This window comes from Gordonia jinghuaiqii (genome assembly GCF_014041935.1).
Classification (GTDB): domain Bacteria; phylum Actinomycetota; class Actinomycetes; order Mycobacteriales; family Mycobacteriaceae; genus Gordonia; species Gordonia jinghuaiqii.
Genome location: NZ_CP059491.1, coordinates 298,372 through 320,336 on the forward strand (window position 1 = coordinate 298,372; position 21,965 = coordinate 320,336).

General features: G+C 66.2%; 17 protein-coding genes and 1 tRNA gene. 7 read left to right on the forward strand and 11 right to left on the reverse strand.

Annotated elements, in window-relative coordinates:
* Positions 1 to 85 precede the first annotated feature (85 nt).
* The 4 genes from glfT1 to H1R19_RS01205 all read right to left on the reverse strand — a co-directional run bounded on the left by glfT1 (position 86) and on the right by H1R19_RS01205 (position 3,440).
* The gene (glfT1, locus tag H1R19_RS01190) at positions 86 to 997 is read right to left on the reverse strand and encodes a galactofuranosyltransferase GlfT1 (RefSeq protein WP_188330844.1); all 912 of its coding nucleotides are present in this window, start codon (positions 995 to 997) and stop codon (positions 86 to 88) included.
* Complete coding sequence (gene wzt, locus H1R19_RS01195; RefSeq protein ID WP_244970827.1) at positions 994 to 1,923, reverse strand: galactan export ABC transporter ATP-binding subunit Wzt/RfbE; 930 nt, start codon at positions 1,921 to 1,923, stop codon at positions 994 to 996. The genes glfT1 and wzt overlap by 4 nt, the downstream gene beginning before the upstream one ends.
* A gap of 14 nt (positions 1,924 to 1,937) precedes the next feature.
* Entirely contained in the window at positions 1,938 to 2,801 is an 864-nt protein-coding gene (wzm, locus tag H1R19_RS01200; protein ID WP_219850356.1) for a galactan export ABC transporter permease subunit Wzm/RfbD, read from the reverse strand.
* 84 nt (positions 2,802 to 2,885) lie between these two features.
* Complete coding sequence (locus H1R19_RS01205; RefSeq protein WP_219850357.1) at positions 2,886 to 3,440, reverse strand: bacterial proteasome activator family protein; 555 nt, start codon at positions 3,438 to 3,440, stop codon at positions 2,886 to 2,888.
* A 60-nt stretch (positions 3,441 to 3,500) separates the two neighbouring features.
* Between H1R19_RS01205 and H1R19_RS01210 the strand changes: the two genes are divergently transcribed.
* Positions 3,501 to 4,697, forward strand: a complete 1,197-nt coding sequence (locus H1R19_RS01210; protein WP_188330847.1) for a cysteine desulfurase-like protein — start codon at positions 3,501 to 3,503, stop codon at positions 4,695 to 4,697.
* Positions 4,698 to 4,710: 13 nt separating this feature from the next.
* Here the strand turns inward: H1R19_RS01210 and H1R19_RS01215 are convergent, their stop codons facing one another.
* The 3 genes from H1R19_RS01215 to H1R19_RS01225 form a co-directional block, all read right to left on the reverse strand.
* A complete protein-coding gene (locus H1R19_RS01215; protein ID WP_188330848.1) occupies positions 4,711 to 5,682 on the reverse strand; it encodes an NAD(P)H-quinone oxidoreductase in 972 nt (323 codons plus the stop codon).
* 77 nt (positions 5,683 to 5,759) lie between these two features.
* On the reverse strand, positions 5,760 to 7,250 hold the full coding sequence (locus H1R19_RS01220; RefSeq protein ID WP_219850358.1) for a glutamine synthetase family protein: 1,491 nt from the start codon (positions 7,248 to 7,250) through the stop codon (positions 5,760 to 5,762).
* A 331-nt stretch (positions 7,251 to 7,581) separates the two neighbouring features.
* On the reverse strand, positions 7,582 to 8,388 hold the full coding sequence (locus H1R19_RS01225) for an IclR family transcriptional regulator (protein WP_188330850.1): 807 nt from the start codon (positions 8,386 to 8,388) through the stop codon (positions 7,582 to 7,584).
* A gap of 190 nt (positions 8,389 to 8,578) precedes the next feature.
* Here H1R19_RS01225 and H1R19_RS01230 point away from each other — a divergent pair, with 190 nt between their 5' ends.
* Together H1R19_RS01230 and H1R19_RS01235 are read left to right on the forward strand one after the other, a co-directional pair.
* Positions 8,579 to 9,763: a M24 family metallopeptidase gene (locus tag H1R19_RS01230; protein ID WP_188330851.1), complete on the forward strand. Its 1,185-nt coding sequence runs from the start codon at positions 8,579 to 8,581 to the stop codon at positions 9,761 to 9,763.
* A gap of 181 nt (positions 9,764 to 9,944) precedes the next feature.
* Positions 9,945 to 10,907: an AraC family transcriptional regulator gene (locus H1R19_RS01235; protein ID WP_188330852.1), complete on the forward strand. Its 963-nt coding sequence runs from the start codon at positions 9,945 to 9,947 to the stop codon at positions 10,905 to 10,907.
* A gap of 89 nt (positions 10,908 to 10,996) precedes the next feature.
* Here H1R19_RS01235 and H1R19_RS01240 read toward each other — a convergent pair whose 3' ends face one another.
* The 4 genes from H1R19_RS01240 to H1R19_RS01255 all read right to left on the reverse strand — a co-directional run bounded on the left by H1R19_RS01240 (position 10,997) and on the right by H1R19_RS01255 (position 17,500).
* Complete coding sequence (locus tag H1R19_RS01240) at positions 10,997 to 13,096, reverse strand: hydantoinase/oxoprolinase family protein (protein ID WP_188330853.1); 2,100 nt, start codon at positions 13,094 to 13,096, stop codon at positions 10,997 to 10,999.
* Positions 13,097 to 13,181: 85 nt separating this feature from the next.
* The gene (locus tag H1R19_RS01245; RefSeq protein ID WP_188330854.1) at positions 13,182 to 14,957 is read right to left on the reverse strand and encodes a hydantoinase B/oxoprolinase family protein; all 1,776 of its coding nucleotides are present in this window, start codon (positions 14,955 to 14,957) and stop codon (positions 13,182 to 13,184) included.
* A 268-nt stretch (positions 14,958 to 15,225) separates the two neighbouring features.
* On the reverse strand, positions 15,226 to 16,713 hold the full coding sequence (locus H1R19_RS01250) for a flavin-containing monooxygenase (RefSeq protein ID WP_219850359.1): 1,488 nt from the start codon (positions 16,711 to 16,713) through the stop codon (positions 15,226 to 15,228).
* A 1-nt stretch (position 16,714) separates the two neighbouring features.
* A complete protein-coding gene (locus tag H1R19_RS01255; RefSeq protein ID WP_219850360.1) occupies positions 16,715 to 17,500 on the reverse strand; it encodes an SDR family oxidoreductase in 786 nt (261 codons plus the stop codon).
* A gap of 232 nt (positions 17,501 to 17,732) precedes the next feature.
* Here H1R19_RS01255 and H1R19_RS01260 point away from each other — a divergent pair.
* From H1R19_RS01260 to H1R19_RS01275, 4 genes are all read left to right on the forward strand, one after another.
* A tRNA-Ser gene (locus H1R19_RS01260) sits at positions 17,733 to 17,820 on the forward strand.
* A gap of 74 nt (positions 17,821 to 17,894) precedes the next feature.
* Entirely contained in the window at positions 17,895 to 18,665 is a 771-nt protein-coding gene (locus H1R19_RS01265; protein ID WP_219851493.1) for an SGNH/GDSL hydrolase family protein, read from the forward strand.
* Positions 18,658 to 19,539, forward strand: coding sequence for an exodeoxyribonuclease III (locus H1R19_RS01270; RefSeq protein WP_219850361.1), 882 nt, complete (start codon positions 18,658 to 18,660; stop codon positions 19,537 to 19,539). Before H1R19_RS01265 ends, H1R19_RS01270 begins: the two co-directional genes overlap by 8 nt.
* A gap of 853 nt (positions 19,540 to 20,392) precedes the next feature.
* Positions 20,393 to 21,907 (forward strand): sugar transferase, encoded by a 1,515-nt coding sequence (locus H1R19_RS01275; RefSeq protein ID WP_188330858.1) that lies wholly within the window; start codon positions 20,393 to 20,395, stop codon positions 21,905 to 21,907.
* Positions 21,908 to 21,965: the final 58 nt, after the last annotated feature.

Below are 21,965 nucleotides of genomic sequence, written 5' to 3' on the forward strand. Positions count from 1 at the left end.
GCCTTCGTCACGGCGTGGTGGGTCCTCACCGGTATCGCCGCGCTGGGTGCGGTGGCCGCGTTCGGGATGACACCGCGGACTTCCGCTACGGCCGGGTGAACCGCTCCCGGCGGCCCAGCCCGCGCAGGCGTACCCACTCGACGAAACCCTTCGGGTCACGTTGCTGCACAAGGAAGAACCAGCCGAACCGGGCGTACTCCTGCGGTACCAGCTTGCGCAGGCCGGGCTGGCTCATCAGATAACCGCGGTTGCGGTAGGTGAAGAACCGTTTGGTGGGATTGTCCGGATACTGGGTGTGCATGCGTCCGCCCAGGATCGGGCGGAACTCCGCCGACCCGTCCGGATGCAGGTATCCGGCCCGCAGGCAGGTCCCGAACCGCACGCCCGAACGCACCAGGCGACGATGGATCTCGACCTCGTCGCCGCGGAAGAACAGACGGAGATCCGGAACACCCACCTGTTCCAGGCAATGCGCGGAGAACAATGCGCCGTTGAACAACGACGCGATACCCGGCAGCAGATCATCCGCCTGGGACTCGCCGTCGGCGAAGAGCTCGGATCGCTTACGGCGCCACACGAGTCCACGACGCAGCGGGAACGCGAGGGTGTCCGGGTCGTCGAGGTTGGCGACCACCGGGGACACCTCGTCGAGGCCGTGGCGCTGTGCGCAATCGAGCAGCGTCGACAACACCGACGCCCCGTCGGGCCGGCCGTCGTCGTCGGCGCACCAGACCCAGTCGGCGCCGAGCGCCAGCGCGTGCAGCATGCCCAGCGCAAAACCGCCGGCCCCGCCCAGATTGCGTTTCGATCCCAGATACGTCGTCGGAACCGGCTGTGCGGCAACCAGTTCGGCGACCTCGGGCTCGTCGGCGTTGTCGACGACGATCAGATGGTCGACGGCACGGTCCTGCCCGGACACCACGGCAAGCGATTCTGCCAGCAGTTCGACACGACGGTGGGTGACCACCACCGCGACGACCTTCGGTGTACCGGTCACTCGACCGACCCCGACCCGTCGCGACTGTCAGCTGTCTTGTCGCTTCCGCGACGGTCAGCTGTCTTGTCGCTTCCGCGACGGTCAGCAGTCCTGTCGCTTCCGCGACTGTCGTCCTTCTTGAGGTCGGCGATCACCTTGCGCACATGCGCCGCCGCGCCGGGACCCTCGTACGCGCCGACGACCTCTTCGATACCGCCTTCCATCCGGATCTGGCCGTGATCGATCCACAACGCACGATCGCAGAGCTGGGCGAGGAACTCGTTGGAGTGGCTGGCGAAGACGAGGATGCCGGAGCGTTCGACGAGGGCCTGCAGGCGGCCGCGGGCCTTGCGCATGAAGTCGGCGTCCACCGCGCCGATACCCTCGTCGAGGATCAGGATCTCGGGATCGATCGAGGTCACCACACCGAGCGCGATGCGCACCCGCATACCGGTGGAGTAGGTCCGCAGCGGCATCTGCAGGTAGTCGCCGAGTTCGGTGAACTCCGCGATGTCGTCGATCTTCTTGAGCATCTCCTTGCGGGTCATCCCCAGGAACATGCCGCGGATGATGATGTTCTCGTAGCCGGAGATCTCCGGATCCATGCCGACGCCGAGGTCGAAGACCGGGGCGACGCGTCCCCGCACGCGGCAGGCGCCCGCGGTCGGTTCGTAGATGCCCGACAGCAGCCGCAGCAGCGTCGACTTGCCTGCGCCGTTGTGTCCGACGAGTCCGACGCGGTCGCCGTGCTTGAGGTGCAGGTTGATGTTCTTGAGTGCCTCGACGACCACCACGTTCGACGAGTTGGACCCGATCACCCCGCCCGCCGCGCCGATCACCGACTTCTTCAGCGAGCGCGTCTTGGCGTCGAAGATCGGGAAGTCCACGCAGGCGTCCCACGTGTCGACGCGGACGCGGTTGTCGGCGCCGTTGTTGTTTCTGGCCATGATTCGGTCCGTCCCTACACCCAGTAGGCCACGCGGGCCCGGTAGTTGCGCATCACCAGCATGCCGAACACCCAGCCGACGGCGGTGCAGCCGAGGACGATCGCCCAGTGGTAGAACTCCACGTGCTCGCCCAGCAGCGGCCCGCGCGCGATCTCGAGATAGTGGTACATCGGGTTGAGTTCGACGAGCTTCAACCGCGACGACGTCTCGCCGGACGCGTTGCCCAGGCTCTGGGTGGTCCAGATGATCGGTGTCATGAAGAACACCAGCTGAACCATCGTGGTGAGGAGCTGCCCGATGTCGCGGAAACGCGTCGACAGGATGCCGAACACGATGGTCACCCAGATCGAGTTCAGCACGTACAGCGCGATGGCCGGGACGATGAGGCCGACGGCCCACGTCAGCGGCGGCGGGAAGATCACGAAGAGGATCACGATGATCACCACGTTGTGCGCGAAGATGATCAGCGCGCGCCACACCACGCGATAGACGTGCACGCTCACCGGTGCGGGCAGCTGTTTGATCAGGCCCTCGTTCTTGGAGAACACCTCGGCACCGTCGAGGATGGAACTCTGGATGAAGTTCCAGAAGATGAAGCCCAACGCGACGTAGGGCAGGAACACCTTGATGTCCATGCCGAACAGCTCGCCGTAGAGCAGTCCCATCGCGATGGCCGTCACGCCGGTGGCGATGACTATCCACAGCGGACCGAGCACCGAACGGCGGTAGCGCTGCTTGATGTCCTGCCAGCCCAGGTGGAACCACAGCTCCCGGCTGGCCAGACCTTCACCGAGGTCCATGACCGCACGCGCGAAGCTGCGCGAATCAGAACCCTCCGGACGCGCGGGTATCGCGTCGTCGTCCACTACCGCTGACACGAGGAGTCAGCGTACCCGTCGGCCATGGTGCCGGTTGCCGGTGAGGGGCGCAGCGACGAGCCGAGTCGAGATCAACCGCTGCTCTCAGAGGTACTGCCCGGGGCTGTTGCTGTGTGCACCGCCCGGTGCGGGCATGCCCGGGGGCAGGGCGCCCTGACGCATCTGCTCGAGCTGGGCGCGGGCGGCCATCTGCTGGGCGAACAGGGCGGTCTGGATGCCGTGGAACAGGCCTTCGAGCCAGCCGACGAGCTGCGCCTGGGCGATCCGGAGCTCCGCATCCGAGGGCGTGGTGTCGTCGGAGAACGGGAGGGCGAGTCGCTCGAGTTCCTCGCGCAACTCGGGCGCGAGACCCTCCTCGAGCTCCCGGATCGACGACTGGTGGATCTCACGCAGCCGGTTGCGTGAGGCCTCGTCGAGCGGTGCTGCGCGCACCTCCTCCAGCAACTGTTTGATCATCGTGCCGATCCGCATGACCTTGGCCGGCTGTTCCACCATGTCGGTGAGGCTTGTCGGTTCCGACGAGTTCTCCTCACCCGCCGAAGCGTCCGCGCCGGTGCCCACGACGACCACGTTGTCGTCGCCGGCGGGGCCGAACGGTGCTGGTGTCGAACTCGGTCCTGGGGTGCCTTCGATAGCCATGAGCTCCATTGTGCCCGGACGGCGGGGAACGGCGGATCGACGACGTCTATCCTCGTGCCCATGGCATTCGACGTCGCCTATGTGCGTGGATTGATTCCATCGCTCGGCGACGGCTGGATCCACCTCGACCCGCAGGCAGGTATGCAGGTCCCGGATTCGGTGGCCACCGCGGTGACCACCAGTTTTCGCCATCTCGCAGCAGCCCCCGGCGGGGTGTACCCCGCGGCGCGGGCCAGTGCCGACGTCCTCGACGGTGCTCGCCGCGCCATCGCCGATCTCGTCGGCGGAGATTCCGCGGGCGTCGTACTGGGACCCTCGCGTTACTCGTTGCTGGCCTGTCTGGCCGAAGCACTGGCGCCGCACGCGTGGCTGCGTGGCGACGTGGTGGTGACCCGTCAGGACGACGAATCCAACATCGTGCCGTGGCTGCGCGCGGCGGATCGGTACGGCGGCCGGGTCCGCTGGGCCGAGGTCGACGTGGAGACGGGGACGCTGCCGGCGTGGCAGTTCGGTGAGCTCGTCACTCCGGAGACCGAGGTGGTCGCGGTGACGCTGGCGTCGTCGACGACCGGGGCGGTCACCGACATCGGCGAGATCGCACCGCTCGTACGCGCGGCGGGAGCGCTGCTGATCGTCGACGCCACGAACGCCGCGCCCTATCTGACCCTCGACATCCACGAGCTGGGTGCCGACGTACTGGTGGTGTCCGCCGAGCGCTGGGGCGGTCCACGGATGGCGGCGATGGCCTTCCGTGAACCCCACGTCATCGACCGGCTGCGCCTGATGTCGATGGACCCGGGCGCCAAGGGGCCCGCACGGCTGGAACCCGAACCGCATCAGGGCGCGATGCTGGCGGGTCTCGTCGCGTCGGTGGAGCATCTCGCCGGCCTCGACGAGGAGGGAATCGGCAAGCGGCGTCGACGCCTGATGACCTCGATGGACGGCGTCTACGAGTACCTCCAGCGCCTCACCTACTACCTGGTCGAGACGTTGTCGCAGCTCAACCACGTCAATCTTGTCGGCACCGAAGAGGACCGGATGCCGTTGGTGAGCTTCACCGTGGACTCGGTCGGCGCCGACAAGGTGGTCCGGCGACTCGCCGACAACGGGGTGTGCGCGCTTGCGGACGTCCCCAACCGGGCCCTCGTGCGGATGGGCGCGTCCGATTTCGGCGGCGCGGTGACGGTGGGACTCGCACCGTATTCGACCCCGTACGAAGTCGACCACCTGGTTCGAACGCTCGGTTCGCTGGCCTGATCGCGGCGACGAGTCAGTCCGCGACGCTCAGCAGCACCTTGCCGATGACGTCGCCGCTGTTGAGATGGTCGTGTGCGGCGGCGGCGTCGGCGAGCGGGAACACGCGGTCGACGACGGGCACGACGGTTCCGGCTTCGATCAGCGGCCAGGTGCGGCTCAGCGTCGCCGAGACCACCTCGGCCTTGCCGCCGGGTCCGTGTACCGGACGCGCTCGCAGCGTCGTACCCATCACGGACAGCCGCTTGGAGAGCAGCAGGCCCAGGTTGATCTCGGTCTTGACCCCGCCCTGCATGCCGATGATGACGAGACGTCCGTCGGTGCGCAGCGCCTTGAGGTTGGACTTCAGGTACTTGGCGCCGATGATGTCGAGAATGACGTCGGCGCCTCCCGCGTCGCCGACGATCTCGGCGAAGTCGTCGCTCGAGTAGTCGATGAGAATGTCGGCGCCGAACTCGCGGCAGCGTTCGAGCTTGGCCTCGGTGCGTGCGGTGACCGCGACACGGGCACCCATCGCGTGCGCGATCTGTGTGGCATGTGTGCCGATGCCGCTCGACCCGCCGTGGATGAGGAGCAGTTCGCCGGTGCTGAGGTGCGCGGTGTCGAAGATGTTCGACGACACGGTGCACGCGACTTCGGGGAGGGCGGCGGCGGACACCAGATCGACGCCACGCGGCACCGGGAGCAGTTGCTCGACCGGCACGGCCACCTTCTCGGCGTAGCCGCCACCGGCGAGCAGGGCGCACACCTCGTCGCCTTCGGCCCAGCCGGAGACCCCGGTGCCCAGCGCCGAAATCCGTCCCGACACCTCGAGGCCGATGATGTCCGAGGCGCCGGGTGGCGGGGGATAGTTACCCGCTCGCTGCAGGAGGTCGGCGCGGTTGACGCCCGCGGCGACCACATCGATCACGACCTCGCCCGCTGCAGGAGTCGGATCGGGCACATCGGTGACGGACAGATTCTCGGATTCGACGACGATGGCTTTCACCCTGTCGATGGTTCCACACCGCACGCCCCTCCTCCTCGAAGCGGCAGGGTGTGGGGCCGGATTCCATCGGTGTGGGGTCAGAAGATCTCGAAGTACTCGCGGTGTTCCCAGTCGGTGACGCCGTTGACGTAGGTCGACTCGTCGGGGTTCTCGGCGACCCAGGCGTCATACCGGGTGGTCTCGCTGCGCTTCATCGTGACCATGTAGTCGATGAACCCGTCACCGAAGGTCTTGCGGTAAAAGGCATTCTGATTCAGTTCCGCGATCGCCTCGGCCAGCGTCGCGGGCAGCTGCGGCACGTCTGCGCTGTACGGGTCCTCGCTCGGAGCACCGGGATCGGTCCGGTTGAGGATGCCGTCGAGTCCGGCGACGGCCTGCGCGGCGATGTAGAGGTACGGGTTCGCAGCGGAGTCGCCGACGCGGTTCTCCACGTGAGAGGCCGTGTCTCCCGGTGCGCTGATGACACGCATCATCGCGGCGCGGTTGTCCTGGCCCCAGGCCAGACGGTCGGGCGCCAGTGAGTACGGGCGACGGCGACGGTAACCGTTGATCGTCGGGGTGGTGAACACCGACGCTGCGGCGCCGTGCTCGAGAGTGCCACCGATGTAATGCAATCCGAGGTCGGACAAAGGTGCGTCGCCGGTGGGCACCATCAGGTTCTCGCCGGTGTCCAGGTCCGCGATCGAGGTGTGGAGGTGCCATCCGTTCGCGTAGAAACCCTCGATGGCCGGCGTGCACATGAACGACGCGAGGTGCCCGTTGCGCTTGGCGATCTGCTTGGCGGTGGTGCGGAACAGTGCCGCCGAGTCTGCGGCGGCGAGGCCTGGAAGGATGTCGAAAGTGGTCTCCATCTGGCTGGGCGCCCACTCGTCGTCGAAGGAACGGACGGGAAGACCCATCGAAGACAGCGCATTCCGTATGGGGCGCAAGATGCCGTCGACCTCGTCGAGGTGATCCACGAGCAGGTAGTTGTAGCCACGTGACACCGGTGCGACGGTGGGCGGGTCGGCAGGCGAACCGGGTGCGCCCAGCGACGAGGTGCCCAGTCCGTCGTCGACGATCTTGGTGAGGTACCACTCCATCTCGAGTCCCGCGATCAGCTCACATCCGTTGTCGGCCATGGCCGCAAGCGTGTTCCTGAGGATGGTGCGCGGCGCGAGCGGGAACGGTGTGCCGTTGGACATGTAGAGGTCGCAGAACACCAAGGCCGTTTTCTCCGCCCATGGGAGCAGGGTGAAGGTCGACGGGTCCGGCACCATCTTGACGTTGGGGCTACCGCCGAGGCCTTCGATGGTGAACCCGCCGTCGGGGGTGAAGGGGTTCATCACGATGGCGTTGGCGGTGTCGAAGAAGAACGGCGCCATGGTGATGTCGTTGCCGGATGCGAGTGCAGCCTTGAAGGCCGGTACGGTGAGCGCCTTGCCGCGTAGCAGGCCGTGCTGATCGGGCCAGACCACGCGGACGATCTCGATGCCCTCACGGTTGATGGTCTCGAGCGCGCGCTCGGCGTCGCGATGATCCTCGGCACCATAGAGGTCGTACTTCTCGACGAACTTGGCCGTGGGCACGGTGTCTCCTCAGGAATGGCGTGGTGATGGTGAGCATGGTCGGCGGGTACCGGCAGTCGTCGTTGCCGGGGCGGCGATGTCGTGAATCCCGCGGAGTCCGTGGGCGGCAGGATCACGCGGCGGGCCGAACGTCGGCCGTGTTCGCTGCACGACGAAACAGGACTCCACATGGGGTGTGCGGTCAATTGGCAACTACTGCTTGGCTTTCCGATCCGCGTCGGGCAGGTGGTCCGGGATCGGACGTTGTGGTCACAGTAGGTCGTCGGGTACACCGCAGCCAGCGCTGGGAACAGGATTCTGCTCTGGCGAATATCTGGCGCGTATTCGCCGGTCAGTCGCTCGCCGTGGCCTGGTCGAGAGCGTCCTCGGTGCGTTCGACGGCCTCCCGCAGCGAGTCGACGTACTCCGGCAGGGCGGAACGGTCGAAACGTGAACTGGGGATCGCCAGCGAGATGGCGAACACCGGACGGCCCAGCGCATCCTTGGCGCACACCGCGACCCCGTCGACGCCCTGGGCCGACTCCTCGATGCTGATCGCGTAACCACGACTGCGTACTGCGGTCAGGTGACGCTTGAGCGAGCGCAGGTTGCTGATGCGCGACGCCCGGGCGGGTGGGAGGCCGGCGGCGAAGACGTCCTCGAGTTGTTTGTTGGTGAGTTCCGACAACAGTGCCTTGCCCGCGGCCGAGGCATACGCCGGCACTCGGTCCCAGCCGTCCGGCCTGACATGCGTGGGTGCGGTTCCCTCGACACCGTCGACCCAGTGCAGCAACGGTCCCTGCCGAATCCACACGTGGACGGTCTCGCCGAGTTGCGCGCCGAGTTCCTCGATGGCCGGCCGCACCGCGGCCCGGAGATCACCGACGCGCAGCGGCCGGGTCTCGTCGGGCCGGAACTCGGGCCCGAGGCGGTAGCGCCGCTCGCGGCCCTGGACGGCGAAACCGTCGTAGCAGAGGGCATTCAGCAGGCGATGAGCTGTCGACGGTGCCACGTCGAGCATCTCGGCGGCATCCTTCACCCCGAGCGACTCCCCGTCGCGCAGGCTCTTGAGAAGCCGCAGCGCGCGGTGTACCGAATCGATCGGTGGAACCGCGTCGGGCTCGCCGACGCGGCGAGGATCAGGGTCGGAATTCGCCACACCGAAAAAATAGCGCCGATCGTTGTGGCCGTGGTCGGGACCCGCATACGGTCAGCGGACATCGTGACGCAATCGACCGGCGACCGGGGCGACCGGGGCGACCGAAGGATTGCCGATGTCCTGAACCAGTGACCGGCTGCGGTGTCCGCGCGCCGGATATCCCCGTATTTCCCCTGATGAGAGGTGCGCAATGTCCCACACGCTGTCCGAGCGGGATCGTCGCTGGGCCCTGCTGAACAAGGCGATGGCCGATCACGGACTCGACGCCCTGATCTTCGCCGCCAACGACTACCGCGGTCACAAGGGCTCGCTGCGCTACGTCGCCGACTACAACCTCTGCCACAAGTCGGGCAACGCGGTTATGTTCCGCGATTCCGAGCCGTTCCTGGTGCTCTCGGGCAGCCTGATCGGCGCGCGCAAGCCCGCCACCGCTTGGGTCAGCGACTACCGTTTCCCCGGTACCACCTCCGAGGGGCTGGTCGACGCCCTGCGGCGTCGTCCCAAAGTCCAGCGGGTCGGCATCGTGGGTCTCAACCAGGTGATGAAGGTCGGCGAGTACCTGGCCCTGCAGCAGGCCTACCCGCACGTCGCGTTCGTCGACTTCTCCGACGCGTTCGAGCGGATCCGCGCGGTCAAGAGCGCATACGAGATCGCCGGCGCAGAGGAGTCGGCGTTCATCCTCGACCAGTGCTTCTCCCGTTTGCTCGAGATTGTCCGGCCGGGGATCACCGAGCGCGAGGTCGCGGCCGAGATGTACAAGGTCGGTTGCGAATTCGGCGGCGAGGACCCGTTGTTCCTGTCGATGCACACCGACTTCGACAACGTCCACTCCCACTCGACCTTCGACACCCCTCGCGACCGGGTGCTGAACGCCCACGACGTGCACACGTTCTCCTTCGAGATCATCGGTCCCCGCGGCTACTGGACCGAGCTGTCCCGCATGGTCACCTTCGCCCGCCCGGACGAGATCACCGCGCGCATGGGCCGGGCGGTGGCCAAGGGCATCGCCGCCGGCGCCGAGGTGCTGCGCGGCGGCGTCACACCCGGTGACATCCAGCGCCGTGTGCTTGCCGGGGTCGAGAGCGAGGGTGCCAAGTCGTCGTACTGGTCGGGTCACTCGCTGGGTCTTGATGTCATCGAGGACCCGATGATCGGTCTGGACGTCGTCGAGGACGGTGACCAGAGCCTGCAGGAGCCCCTGGCGGAGAGCATGGTGGTCACCCTGCATCCGATGGTCTCCGACGCCACCGAGATCGCCAGCGGCTACATGTCCGACACCTTCGTCGTCGACGAACAGGGCAGCCGCAAACTGTCCGAACACCCGACCGGCCTGCACCGGATCAGCCGAGGTGTCGTCGAGGTCGACGAGTACTGAGCACGACGAGGCCCGGCGGGATTCCGGCCGGGCCTTCTGCGCATGTCAGAGGTATCACCGCGGAAGCTGTGTGGATGCCTCGTGAGGCCGGGCACATCCGGTAGGAGTGCCCGGCCCGGTCAACCGCCTACCATGGACGCCCTGGTCCATCATCTGGATCACAGCTCGACAGGATTCAAAGATGCCAAGCGACCTCCTCACCGGATACCGCGCATGTGCGACCACCGACCTCGCCCAGGCGCGTGCGGCCGTCGCCGCCCGCTTCTGCCCCCACCGGCTCAGCGTGAGCGCGGGCGGCAGGCTCGACCTCGTGCACAACTCGGCGCCCATCGGCGACGACCTGACACTCAACTACATGCGCTACGGGTCCGAGGTGCACATCACCCCGGGCCGTGTCGACGACTTCTACCTCGTGCAGGTGCCGGTGGCCGGGTTCGCCCGCATCCGGGTCGGCGACACCGAGGTGCTCAGCGACCGGTGCACCGGGACCGTCTCGTCGCCGACCCGACCGTTGGACATGGTGTGGGGCGACGGGTGCGAGAAGCTCGTCGTCTACATCCGCCGAACCGCCGTCCAGGAGGTCGCCGGGACGGACGACGACGTCGAACCGGTCATCTTCGATCCCCGGTTCGACGTCACCGCGCTGGCTGTCCAGTCCTGGGTACGTCTCGTCCAGTTCGCCGTTGATGCCCTGTCCAGCCCGGCCGGCAGCATTCTGTCGTCACCGCTGGTCACCTCGAACTTCGAGCAGACCCTCATCTCGGGGCTGCTGTCGATCCAGCCCAACTCGGCCCACACCGCCACACCGTCGTCGGCGCCGCTATCACGCCCGGTGCGTACTGCGCTCGCGCTCATCGAGGACCGCCCCGACCATCCGTGGAAGGTGAGTGAGATCGCCCACGAGGTCGGGGTCTCCACCCGGTCCCTCCAGGAACTGTTCGCCCGGGAGCTCGGCACCACCCCGCTGCAGCGTCTTCGCCGAATCCGCCTCGACCACGCCCGCCAGGACCTGGTCGACGCCTCGCCCGCAGACACCTCGGTGACGACCATCGCCACGCGATGGGGCTTCTTCCACGTCGGACGGTTCGCCGAGGTGTACCGCGCGACCTACCAGGAACTACCCTCCGCGACCCTCGGTCGCTGAACCGCATCACCCTCAACCCACCACCTATGGACCGAATCCACCACCCTTACGGGAGGTGGATTCGGTCCGGCCGTGGTGAATCTGCAGCGTCAGAGGTTGAGCCGGCTCGTCACCTCGTCGGCGCGATCACGCAGGTACATCACGAAAGATCCCGACTTGTCCACGACGCAGTCGTACTGGTCGAGCACGACGATCGTGGTGGTGCCGAGTTCGATGACCGCCGGACCGTTCACCTTGGTGCCCGGGCCCATGGCCGCACCGCGATAGACGTCGACCTCGACCATTTCCCGACGCTGCGGCGAGTAGATCTCACGTCGACCCGCGCCCACCGGCATGTTCACCGCGACTTCGGAGTTGAGGCTGATGCGCTCATCTGACGTACGGCCGACCGCCGACAGCCGGATGTTGAGGATCTCGATCGGCATCTCGGGGCTGTTGTATCCGAACAGCCCATCGTGCTCGGCATGGAAACTCGCCGCGATCGTCTCGAGGTCGGGTGCAGCCGACACGGCCGCCGGGTCGACGGGGATCGTCAGCTCATACCACTGGCCCTTGTATCGCAGATCCAGCGCAGGCTCGAAGCTGATCGCATCGTCGATGACGCCCTCGCCGTGCAGGGTCGCGCGCCCCTCCTCGGCCATCCGCGCCCAGGTGGCGGCGAGCGTTGCCGGGTCGATCATGTCGAGACGATCGTGGGCGCTCTGCACGTAGTCGTGTTTGAAGTCGCACACCAGCATTCCTGCCGCACAGAAGATCGACGAGTCGCGCGGCGTGATGAGCACCGGGATCTCGAGCTCATGTGCGATGGCCGCGGCGTGCACAGGTCCGGCTCCACCGGCGACGACGATGGGAAAGTCGCGGGGATCGAGCCCACGGCGAACCGTGATGTCGCGGACGCCGGTCGCCATCGATACGTTGACGATCTCGTAGACGCCGGCGGCCGCCTCGAGCACCGACAGGCCCAGGGGCTCGGCGACGTCACGGCGGATGGCGTCTTCGGATGCCTTGCGGTCCAGCGACATCTGCCCGTTGAGGAAGCTCTCCGGGTCGAGGTAGCCGAGCACCACGTCGGCGTCGGTGGTGGTCGCACGCGTGCCGCCGCGTCCGTAGCAGGCCGGACCCGGTGCAGCCCCGGCACTCTGCGGTCCGACGCTGAGGAGTCCGCCTTCGTCCACCGAGGCGATGGAACCGCCGCCCGCGCCGATCGTGTGGATGTCCACGGCGGGCAACGCGATCGACCAGCGGTCGATCTCACCGTCGGTCATGATCAGCGGCTTGCCGCCCTTGACGACCGCGGCGTCGAAGCTGGTGCCGCCCATGTCGACGGTGATGCATGAGTCCCAGCCGTGCTCGTCGACGACGAGCAAACCCGAGGTGGGTCCGGACGCGGGGCCGGACAGCAACGAGAGTGCTGCGCGCTTGGCGAGCTCGTCCGGGGTCGCGACGCCGCCGTTGGACTGCATCATGAGCAGGATGCCGCCGAACTCCACCGTGTCCAGGATGCCGGTCAGGGTCGACAGGTAACGGCTGATGATCGGTCCCGCATACGAATTCAGGACCGCGGCACTGGACCGCTCGTAGTAGCGTGCCTGTCCCAGCAGCTCGGCCGACTCGGTGATGTAGATGTCGCCGAGCTCCTCGCGAAGCAGCTCCGCGGCTCGCTGCTCGTGACCGGGATTCGCATGGGAGTGCATGAACGACACGGCGATCGACTCGACGCCGGCGTCACGCAGGGTCGCGGCGGCCGAGCGGACGTCCTCCTCGGAGAGCGCGGTGACCTCTTTGCCCTGGTAGTCGATGCGTCCGGCAACCGGGAGACGAAGAGCGCGTGGGGTGATCGGTTCCGGTTGTGCGAGTCGATTGTCGTAGGGCTCCTCGCGGGTGCCGTGACGCATCGGCAGCACGTCGCGAAAGCCCTCGGTCACCAGCATCGCGGTCTTGGGGCCGCGCCGGGTGAGCAGAGCGTTGGTCGTGACGGTGGTGCCGTGCACGATCAGGCCGATGCGGGCGACGAACTCCTGGAGGGGGAGCCCTTCGATCTCGGCGAGTTCGGTGAGGCCGTTGAGCACTGCCTGGGGCGGATCGGAGGGGACCGAGCTGGTCTTGTGGATACGGCGACGGCCGTCGGGATAGATGAGGAGGAAGTCGGTGAAGGTGCCGCCGACGTCGATTCCGATACGAATACTCACAGTTTCCTGCCTGGTGTGGACGGGGCACGGCGCTCGCGGCGAGACGTGCCGGGGATGAGGAAGTGGGGTACGGGTTTTGCGACGTTCAAGCGCGCAGCGACGCTGTCAGCTCCTGATCGATCTCGCCGTCGGTGGAGATCGCCACGCCGTAATCCTCGCGAGCGCTGTCGGTGGACAGAAGACCCGCGATGACCTCGCTGCGGACCTTCTCCGCCGGCCGCTTCTTCGGGTCGCCATAACCCGCCCCGCCACCGGCGTTGGAGACGATGCGCGTCCCGGGGACGAGGTCGACGATTTCCTTGGAACCCCAGTTCTTGACGGTGCCGTCGGGGTACTCGATGACCAGTTCGTTCAGGCCGGAGTCGTGACCGCCGAACAGGCCGCGTGCCGGGAAGGCGCCCTCGGCGGCCATGTTGTCGGCCAGGGTGACGCCGATCTGACCCTCACCGTAGGTCCGCCAGGCCGACCGCGTGCCGAGACCGCCGCGGAACTCGCCGGCACCGGCCGAATCCGGCAGGTACTCATGGTATTCGAGGAAATGGGGGGTGGTCAGTTCGAGCATCTCGGGGTCCGGGGCGCGCATCTGACCTGCGGTACCGGTGAATCCCAGCGCATCCCAACCGTCTTGGCCCTGAACACCGCCGGGCCCGGTTCGCTGGAACACGGTGAAGGTACCGAAGGGCTCGCCCGTGCGCGGGTCGACGCCGTTGGTCGCCGTGCACATGTACTTGTTCCAGCCGGCGGTGACGCGGTCGGGCAGGATGTCGGCGAGAGCGAGCATGATGGCCTCGACGATCTCGTCGGACAGTTGGTTGCCGTAGATCGTGGCGGCGGGGAAGTGGGGGTCGATGATCGAACCCTTGCGGAACTTCGTCACGATCGGCTCGAAAAGTCCCTGGTTGGTGGGGATTCGGATACCGCCGGACGCCATCAGCATCAGGAACGCGATGCGTACCGCACCCTTGGCGGCGGCGGCCGGCATGTTGGTGATGCCGGGCGCCTGGTCGTCGCTGCCAGAGAAGTCGAACACGATCTGTTCGCCTGCGATCTCGATGTCGACGGCGATCTTGTACTTCTTGGTGTTGTCGACGCCGTCAGAGGTCATGAAGCTCTCGCCGTGGTAGTGGCCGTCCGGCCAGCGACCCACCTCGGCCTCGACCTGCCGACGGGAGCTGTCGAGGATGTAGGCCCAGTGTGATTCGTAGTCGGCGAGACCGTAGCGCGTCATGACCTCGACGAGGCGGCGGCCGCCGACGGTGCAGCAGCCGATCATCGCGCGGATGTCTTCCATGACGAACTCGAAGCGGATGTTCGCGGACAGGAGATCCCAGACGTCCTTGCGCAGCACGCCGGCATCGACGACCTTCAGCGGCGGGATGCGTAGGGCCTCCTGCCAGATGTCGCGGGCGTTGGGGTTGTATCCGCCTGCCGTCATGCCGCCGATGTCGGCGAGGTGGCCCTTGGCCGCGGTCCAGCCGATGAGCTGACCCTCGGAGAAGACCGGCATGTAGATTCCGGTGTCGGCGTTCTGGTTTCCGCCGTGGTAGACGTCGTTGTGGATGATGACGTCGCCCTCGTGGATGTCATCGCCGAAGTACTCGATGATGTACTCGAGTGAGGGATGCGCGCCGAATGCGATGATGGCGGCGAACTCGGCCTGCGCGAGGGTGTTTCCCTCACGATCGAAGATGACGGTGACCAGGTCGCCGATCTCGTTGAAGATGGGCGAGCGCGACGAGCGCATCAGCATGGTCGCCATCTCTTTGGTGATCGAGTCGACCCGGCGCTGCAGTACCGAAGCGGTGATCGGGTCCACGTGGGGTTCGGTGTCGGTGGTCGAAACGTCAGGGTTCGAAACCATGGGGTCTCCGTATGTTGTCTCGGATAACTCGGGCGGTATGTCGACGGATGGTCGCCGTGGTGTTCCGATGTGGGCGGCACAATCGGGAAATATGTTCGGACAGAGGGGGTTCACACCTCATTTGCATACTGTCGCCTCCTGCTCGCCGGCGGTGATGCGTGGGCCGGAGGCGGCGCCTGTGGTTGAGGTAACAGTAGGGCGAGCGGACCCGGGGAACCACCGCCGGGCACAGGATTCTCCTGTGGCGAATCTGGGGCGTCGGGACTGGTCAGTCCGCACGGGGTTGTTCCAGGGACGCGATGCGCCTGGCCAGCTTGCGACTGACTTTGCGGTACGACCACGGACTGACCGGCGCAAGCCACTGCAAGGCCCTGGTGAACTTGCCGAGGTTGAGTCCCGCTTCGTCGAGGACCTCGTCGATGTTGTGTAGCGAGAACGGCACGACGTTGGTGCCGCGGGCGTGGTGGCCATCGGTGCGGGCCTCCATCCAGGCAATGCGTTCGGTGGTGGACGCGCGCATCTGGTCTGCCGTCGGAAGTTTGTGTGCACCAGCCAGATACGATCCGGTCCACACCGCGGCCATCTCCGCCGACAGCGGAGAGAAGAACGACGAGTTGTAGCCGGCGAACGTCAGGTTCGGAACGTCGAGCGGCAAGATGTGGCGGTAGAGCAGGAAGTTGCCGTCGGCGTCGGTGAGTCGTTGCTGGATCGCGTCGTCGAAGAACGGGACTTCCTGACGAAAACCGGTGCCGCAGATGACCACATCGGCACGGAGGACCGTGCCGTCGGACAACTCGGCGTACGGCTTGGAGTTCTTCTCCAGGAAGCGCGTGATAGTGCGCCGGCGATGTACGGTGATGGACCCGTCTCGTACGCCTTCATAGAACCCTTCGCTCGCCAGGCTGACCGAGGCCTTGGCGATGGTATGGAACGGCTTCTCCGGTACCAGACCGAGCTTTTCGAGACCGAGCTGGCGGGTGACGACGGCGCCGACGGACTCGGTGAGCCCGTGCGCGATGCGGGAGTTGTTGGCGTGCAGTAGTTTCTCGACGCCGGTCAGCTTCTGGTATGGGAAGAGACCTTCGCCGAATCGGGTGAGTAGGAGGTACTTGTAGTTGAGGATGCCCGCCACCTTTCGCGGGACCTTCCAGAGGAGGTCTCGTGCGATCAGGTCGGTCGACTCGGCGACCTCGGCGACCGCCGCCGCCACGTCGCAGGACGACTTGCCGTACCCGACCATCAGCACATGCCGTCCGGCAACCTCGTCGAGCGAACGCAGATCGCTCGTGCTGATCAGCCGACCACCGGCAGCCTCGAGTTCGGCGACACCCTCGTAGTCCGGTATGACCGGTGTCGAGAAGATGCCGTTGGCCACGACGACGTGATCGAACTGCTCGGTCTCACCGTTTGCGGTGACGAGCCAGCCGTCCTCGTCGGTGGTCGGTGTGACCTTGGTGATCTCGGTGCCCAGGCGGAGACATCCGCCGAGCCCGAACCGCTCGACATAGGTCTCGAGGTACTCCTGAACCTGTTCGCTCGCGAGCCATTGCGGGTAGCGCCGCGGCATCTTGAGTTCGGAGAGATGATAGGTCTGCTTGTTGTTCTGGGTGGTTAGGCCCGGGTAGCGGCGGGTGGAACTCCACACGCCGCCGACGTCGGGGGCCTTCTCGAACACGGTGATCTCGTGGCCCAGAGAGCCGAGCACCTTGGCGCTGGACAGGCCGGCGAAACCGGCGCCGATGATCGCGATCTTCATGTCACTCCATCAACTGGGGAATTGCGGGAACGTATGACTCCGGCCCCATGGCCGAGTAGCCACCGTCTGCTGCCCAGTCGGCGCCGGTGACGACCGAGGCATCGTCGGATGCGAGGAAGACGACGACCTTGCCGATCTCGGCGGGGTCGGCGACACGACGGGTGAGGTGGAACGGCGCCGCGACGCGGTCGGTCTTGGCGCGGTCGCCCTTGGAGAGCTCGTCCATGACCTTCGACCAGGTCCAGCCGGGGTTGACGCTGTTGACGCGGATGCCGTGCTCCGCGAGGTCCATCGCCATCGAACGCGTGAGCTGGGCGACGGCCGCCTTGCTGGCCGGATAGGTCCAGCGTCCGGTCTGGGCGACGTTGCCGGAGACGCTGGAGAAGTTGACGACCGCCGCGTGCGGGCTGCGCGCCAGGTGCTCGAACGCGTGGCGGACGGTCTCGACCATCGAGACGACGTTCACATCGAGCGCGGTGAGCCATTCCGCGCGCGTCGTGTCGAAGCCGTTGTCGAGGTATATCGCAGCGAGGTTGACCACGATGTCGATGCCGCCGTGGCTGTCGGCGACCGTGGCGATCGTCCGGGCGAGTGACTCGTCGTCGGTGATGTCGGTTTCGATGAAAGTGATGGTCGCGGCCTGGGCCGCGGCCTTCTCACCGCCTTCGACGTCGATGTCGGCGACCACGACGGCGGCGCCTGCTGCGGCCAGCTCGGCGACGACGCCGTGACCCAGCAGGGTGGCGCCACCGGTGACAATCGCGGTTCTTCCGGTCAGATCGGGCAAGGGGTCCTCCGGTGTGATGGACGTAACGTTGACTTCGGTGCCGGGAACGCTATTGCCCGACCTCGCGACGCGAAATGCAGAATGCGCGGATTTCGTCCGCAAAGCGCGTGATGATCGGGCAACGCAGCGCTAACCGGTCTGTGATGCCGTCTCGCTGGTCAGCGGGTTGTCGGCTCCGGGTCACGGGGTGGTGACGGTCGATGTCCGTGTTTGACGTACCCTTGCTGGTCAGGGAAGCGTGGCAGAGCGGCCGAATGCACTCGCCTTGAAAGCGAGCGTGGGTAAAACCACCGGGGGTTCAAATCCCTCCGCTTCCGCCAGGTTCGTTGTGTGGCTTCTCGACGAATGCGTACGTGAGGCGTGACACGGCATGCGGCGTCCTAAGATCTTCGCCGTGCAGTACTCGCGTTTCGTGGCCATCGGCGACAGTCAGACAGAGGGGCTGGGAGACCCGCACCCGGAGTACGAGTTCCGCGGCTGGGCCGATCGTCTCGCGGACCGGATGGCGTTGCTCAACCCGGATCTGCGGTACGCGAACCTGGCTGTTCGGGGGAAGCGGACGCGGCAGGTCCTCGAGGATCAGCTCGAGCCGGCGCTCGCACTCGAGCCGGACCTCATCGCCGCACCGCTCGGTATGAACGATGTGATCGGCCGCTCCCGCCTCGACCAGGTCCGCGCCGACCTCGACACGATCTATCGGCAACTCGCGGGTTCAGGTGCCACGGTCATCGTGTCGACCTTCCCGAACATCGTTCGCACCATTCCGTTCGCGGCCCGCAAGGAAGCCCGTTTGATGGAGTTGAACGAGATGAATCGCGAGTTCGCCGCGATCTACGACTTCCTCCTCGTCGACCTCCATGCCGGGGCGGTGCTGACCGACCCACGGTCATGGTCGTCGGATCGCCTGCATGCCTCGCCGTTCGGACACGAGCGTTTCGCCGACGCCGCCGCGCACGCCCTCGGTCTGCCCGACAGCACCCCGGACTGGGGCAGCCCGCTGCCACCCGCTCCGACGCCGCATCCGGTGGCCGTCCTGGTTCGCGAGACGCGCTGGGCGGTGGAGTTCTTCACGCCGTGGCTGATCCGCAAAATCCGCGGGGTGTCGCTCGGCGACGGGCGTGAGCCGAAGCGGCCGACGCTGACCCCGATCGTGCGCGATGTCTGAGGTTGCGGGAGCGGGCTTCACCGTTGCGTCGTTCAACGTCAACGGGATTCGGGCCGCACGCCGACGCGGATTCGACGACTGGCTCGTGCGACGGTCGCCGGACGTCGTGGGGCTGCAGGAACTGCGCTGCGGTGCCGACCACGTCGGGAACTTCGACGGTTACGTCGCATCGGTCGACGTCGGCACGATTCCGGGACGAAACGGAGTGGCGGTGCTGACCCGGCACGAGCCGGCCGCGGTACGTACCTGGATGACGCATCCGCCCAAGGCCCGGGGGCTCTCGGCGTTCGCAGTCGAGGGGCGCTACGTCGAGGTCGACCTGGCCGACCGGCCCCTGACTGTCGCCAACATCTACCTACCCAAAGGCGGATTGCCGGCCGAGTTGCAGCGACCCGGATCGATGCGGGAGCCGCCCGACGGTGGCGCCAAATACGCACGTAAGCAACGTTTTCTGGCCGGGTTCGCCAGGGAACTGCAGCGCAACCGGCTCGCCGCGCGCCGGGCGGGCCGGGAGTTCCTGCTGCTCGGCGACCTCAACGTGGCCCACCTCGAACATGACGTCACCAATTGGCGCGCGGCCCGCAAGATGGAGGGCTTCCTCCCTGAGGAGCGTGCCTGGTTCGGCGAGATCACCGGCTCGCGCCGGCTGGTGGACGTGGTGCGCGCACTCCACGGCGACCGTCCCGGACCGCTGACGTGGTGGAGCTGGGCGGGAGAGTCGTTCGTTAAGGATGTCGGCTGGCGTATCGACCACCAGCTCGCCTCTCCCGGGCTGGCCCGGCTGGCTCGCGAGGTGACGGTCGACAAGGAGCCATCACCGCACGCCCGGCTCTCCGACCACGCAGCGCTCATCGTCGAGTACGTGGACCGCTGAATCGTCAACGCCGTGTACGATGGCGCGCGCGTTGATGTCCTGGGCCTCCCAGCCCACGTTCCGCAGCCATAGCTGATCCAATTGTGTTGTGCAACTGCGTATCCGGTATGCCGACCTGAACGCGATCTGTTCATAGCGAGGTCTGGCCGGGTCGCGTGCGACCGAAACCGGAAGTCGAATTCGCCCGGCCATGCCGACACGCAATGGCCGGCGCACATGACCGGCAGATCTGCGCGGAGCGCCGAAATGCACAGCGCTGCACTGACTGTCACGAACCGTCGGTCCTCGTTTCCCTTCCTGATCGGCGGCGCACTCCTCGAGGAGTCCTGCTGCCGGCATTGGCCGGCGACCGTGGTTGAACCGGGGCGGATCCGACCGTGATGCCGGGTTTATCAATCACGGATGACTGTTTCGTGCGAGGGCGCGGCGTCCGACTGTCGCGATGCCGTCTCTGCATCGTCCTCGATGCGGGGCAGATCCGCCAGGGTAGAGGAGATCACGATTGAGAAACTCTGTACCGCAGGTTCATTGGTACTTCTTTACCCACCCATGGTTTACCGATCTCGATCGCGGAGTCAGCGCGTGTCTCAGCACACGATCGTTCTCCTTTGCACACGAATTACCATGCTGTTCAGCAGATTCGGACAAAATGGTCCATGCGCGTAGCCCGAACAAACGAACGTGGAGTGGGGGTTGCCGAAAGCCTTGTTGACTCATTCGATCTCCAATACGCTCACGGGCACTCGTCAGGAAATTGGGGGGGCCTTCTTCCGGACGGGATCGGTGAGCTTCGGTCCGTACGGTCGGTGAGCTTTCGTCGGTTTTCTCGAAGCACTGCACTGGGGAGGAAGCGATGGCCCGTAGTCAAGCATTCGATGCCGTCGGTCAACCGGAACGGCCGGCGTTCCGCCTCGGCGTGGTGTGGCCCGCCCGCGAGCACTCACGGGGATGGCTGAGCCTATATGCAACTCGCCTCGTGTGGTCCGACGCGCTGTTCGTGCTCGTCGCGGTTCTGCTCGCGCAGCAGATCCGCTTCGGCAGCGACAGCACGCTACAACCCAATGGTGCGTCCGCCATCCCGGCCGGAATCGTCTCGGTCACTCTTGTTGTCACGTGGATGTTGTCTCTCAAGGTCTTTCAGGCATTCGACAGGAGAATCCTCGGGGCCGGGTCGGTCGAGTACAGCCGCGTGGTGACATCGTCCTTCGCCGTCTTCGGCGTGTTGGCGATACTCGACCTGTTGTTCAACTTGAACATCGCACGTGGGTTCCTCGCCATCGCATTACCGCTGGGCACATCGGCGCTTCTCGCGTCCCGTTGGCTGTGGCGACGACATCTCGCCCACCAGCGAACCCGGTCGAAGAATCTCGAGCACATCCTGGTCATCGGCGGCCGGCGTTCTGCGGTCCCGCTGATGGACCGCTTGATGATCAATCCGAAACTCGGCTATCACGTTGTCGGCGTGTGTGTTCCGATGAAGGAGGGCCGCCGCGGCGAGATGTCGGTAGGAGAGGCGAAGGTTCCGATCTGGGGATCGTTCGCCGATGTGCGGGAGGCCGTGCAGAAATCCGGCGCCACGACAGTCGCTGTCACATCGGCCGAGGCGCTCGGACACACCGCGATGCAAGAACTCGCGTGGGATCTGCAGGGTCTGGACGTCGACATGGTGGTGTCGCCGGGGATCCTCGACGTGGCCGGTCCGCGGATGATGGTGCGCCCGGTGTCGGGTCTGCCGTTGCTGCACATCGACAAACCCAGTTACGAAGGCGCGAACCGCTTTCGGAAGGCGGCGTTTGACCTGACCGGTTCGATCTTCATCCTGCTCGCGTTGCTGCCGGCCCTCTCCTTGATCGCAGTGGCCATCAAGCTCGACTCGAGTGGTCCGGTCTTCTACCGCGCCGACCGCGTGGGTGTCGGCAACGGGCGCTTCCGGATGTGGAAGTTCCGATCGATGGTGAAGGATGCCGACGCACTGAAGGCCGACCTGCGGAACCTCGACGAGGGTGCAGGTGCGTTGTTCAAGATCCGCGACGACCCGCGGGTGACGCGCGTCGGCAACTTCATCCGGCGCTACAGCCTCGACGAGCTGCCGCAACTGCTCAACGTCGTGACCGGTGACATGAGTCTGGTTGGACCACGCCCGCCGCTACCCGAGGAAGTCGAGAAATACGACGGCCGGGTGGCGCGGAGAATGCTGGTCAAGCCGGGGATGACAGGTCTGTGGCAGGTGTCGGGGCGGTCTGATCTGTCCTGGGAGGAGTCGGTGCGACTCGACCTGTCCTACGTCGAGAACTGGTCGATGATGCAGGATTTCGTGATCTTGTGGCGCACCTTCCGGGCGGTCGTCGCCAAGGAGGGCGCGTACTGAGGGCGCGTACTGGGGCAGCCCTGTGCGGCAGCTGTGTGCTCGATCCCGATAGTCCACT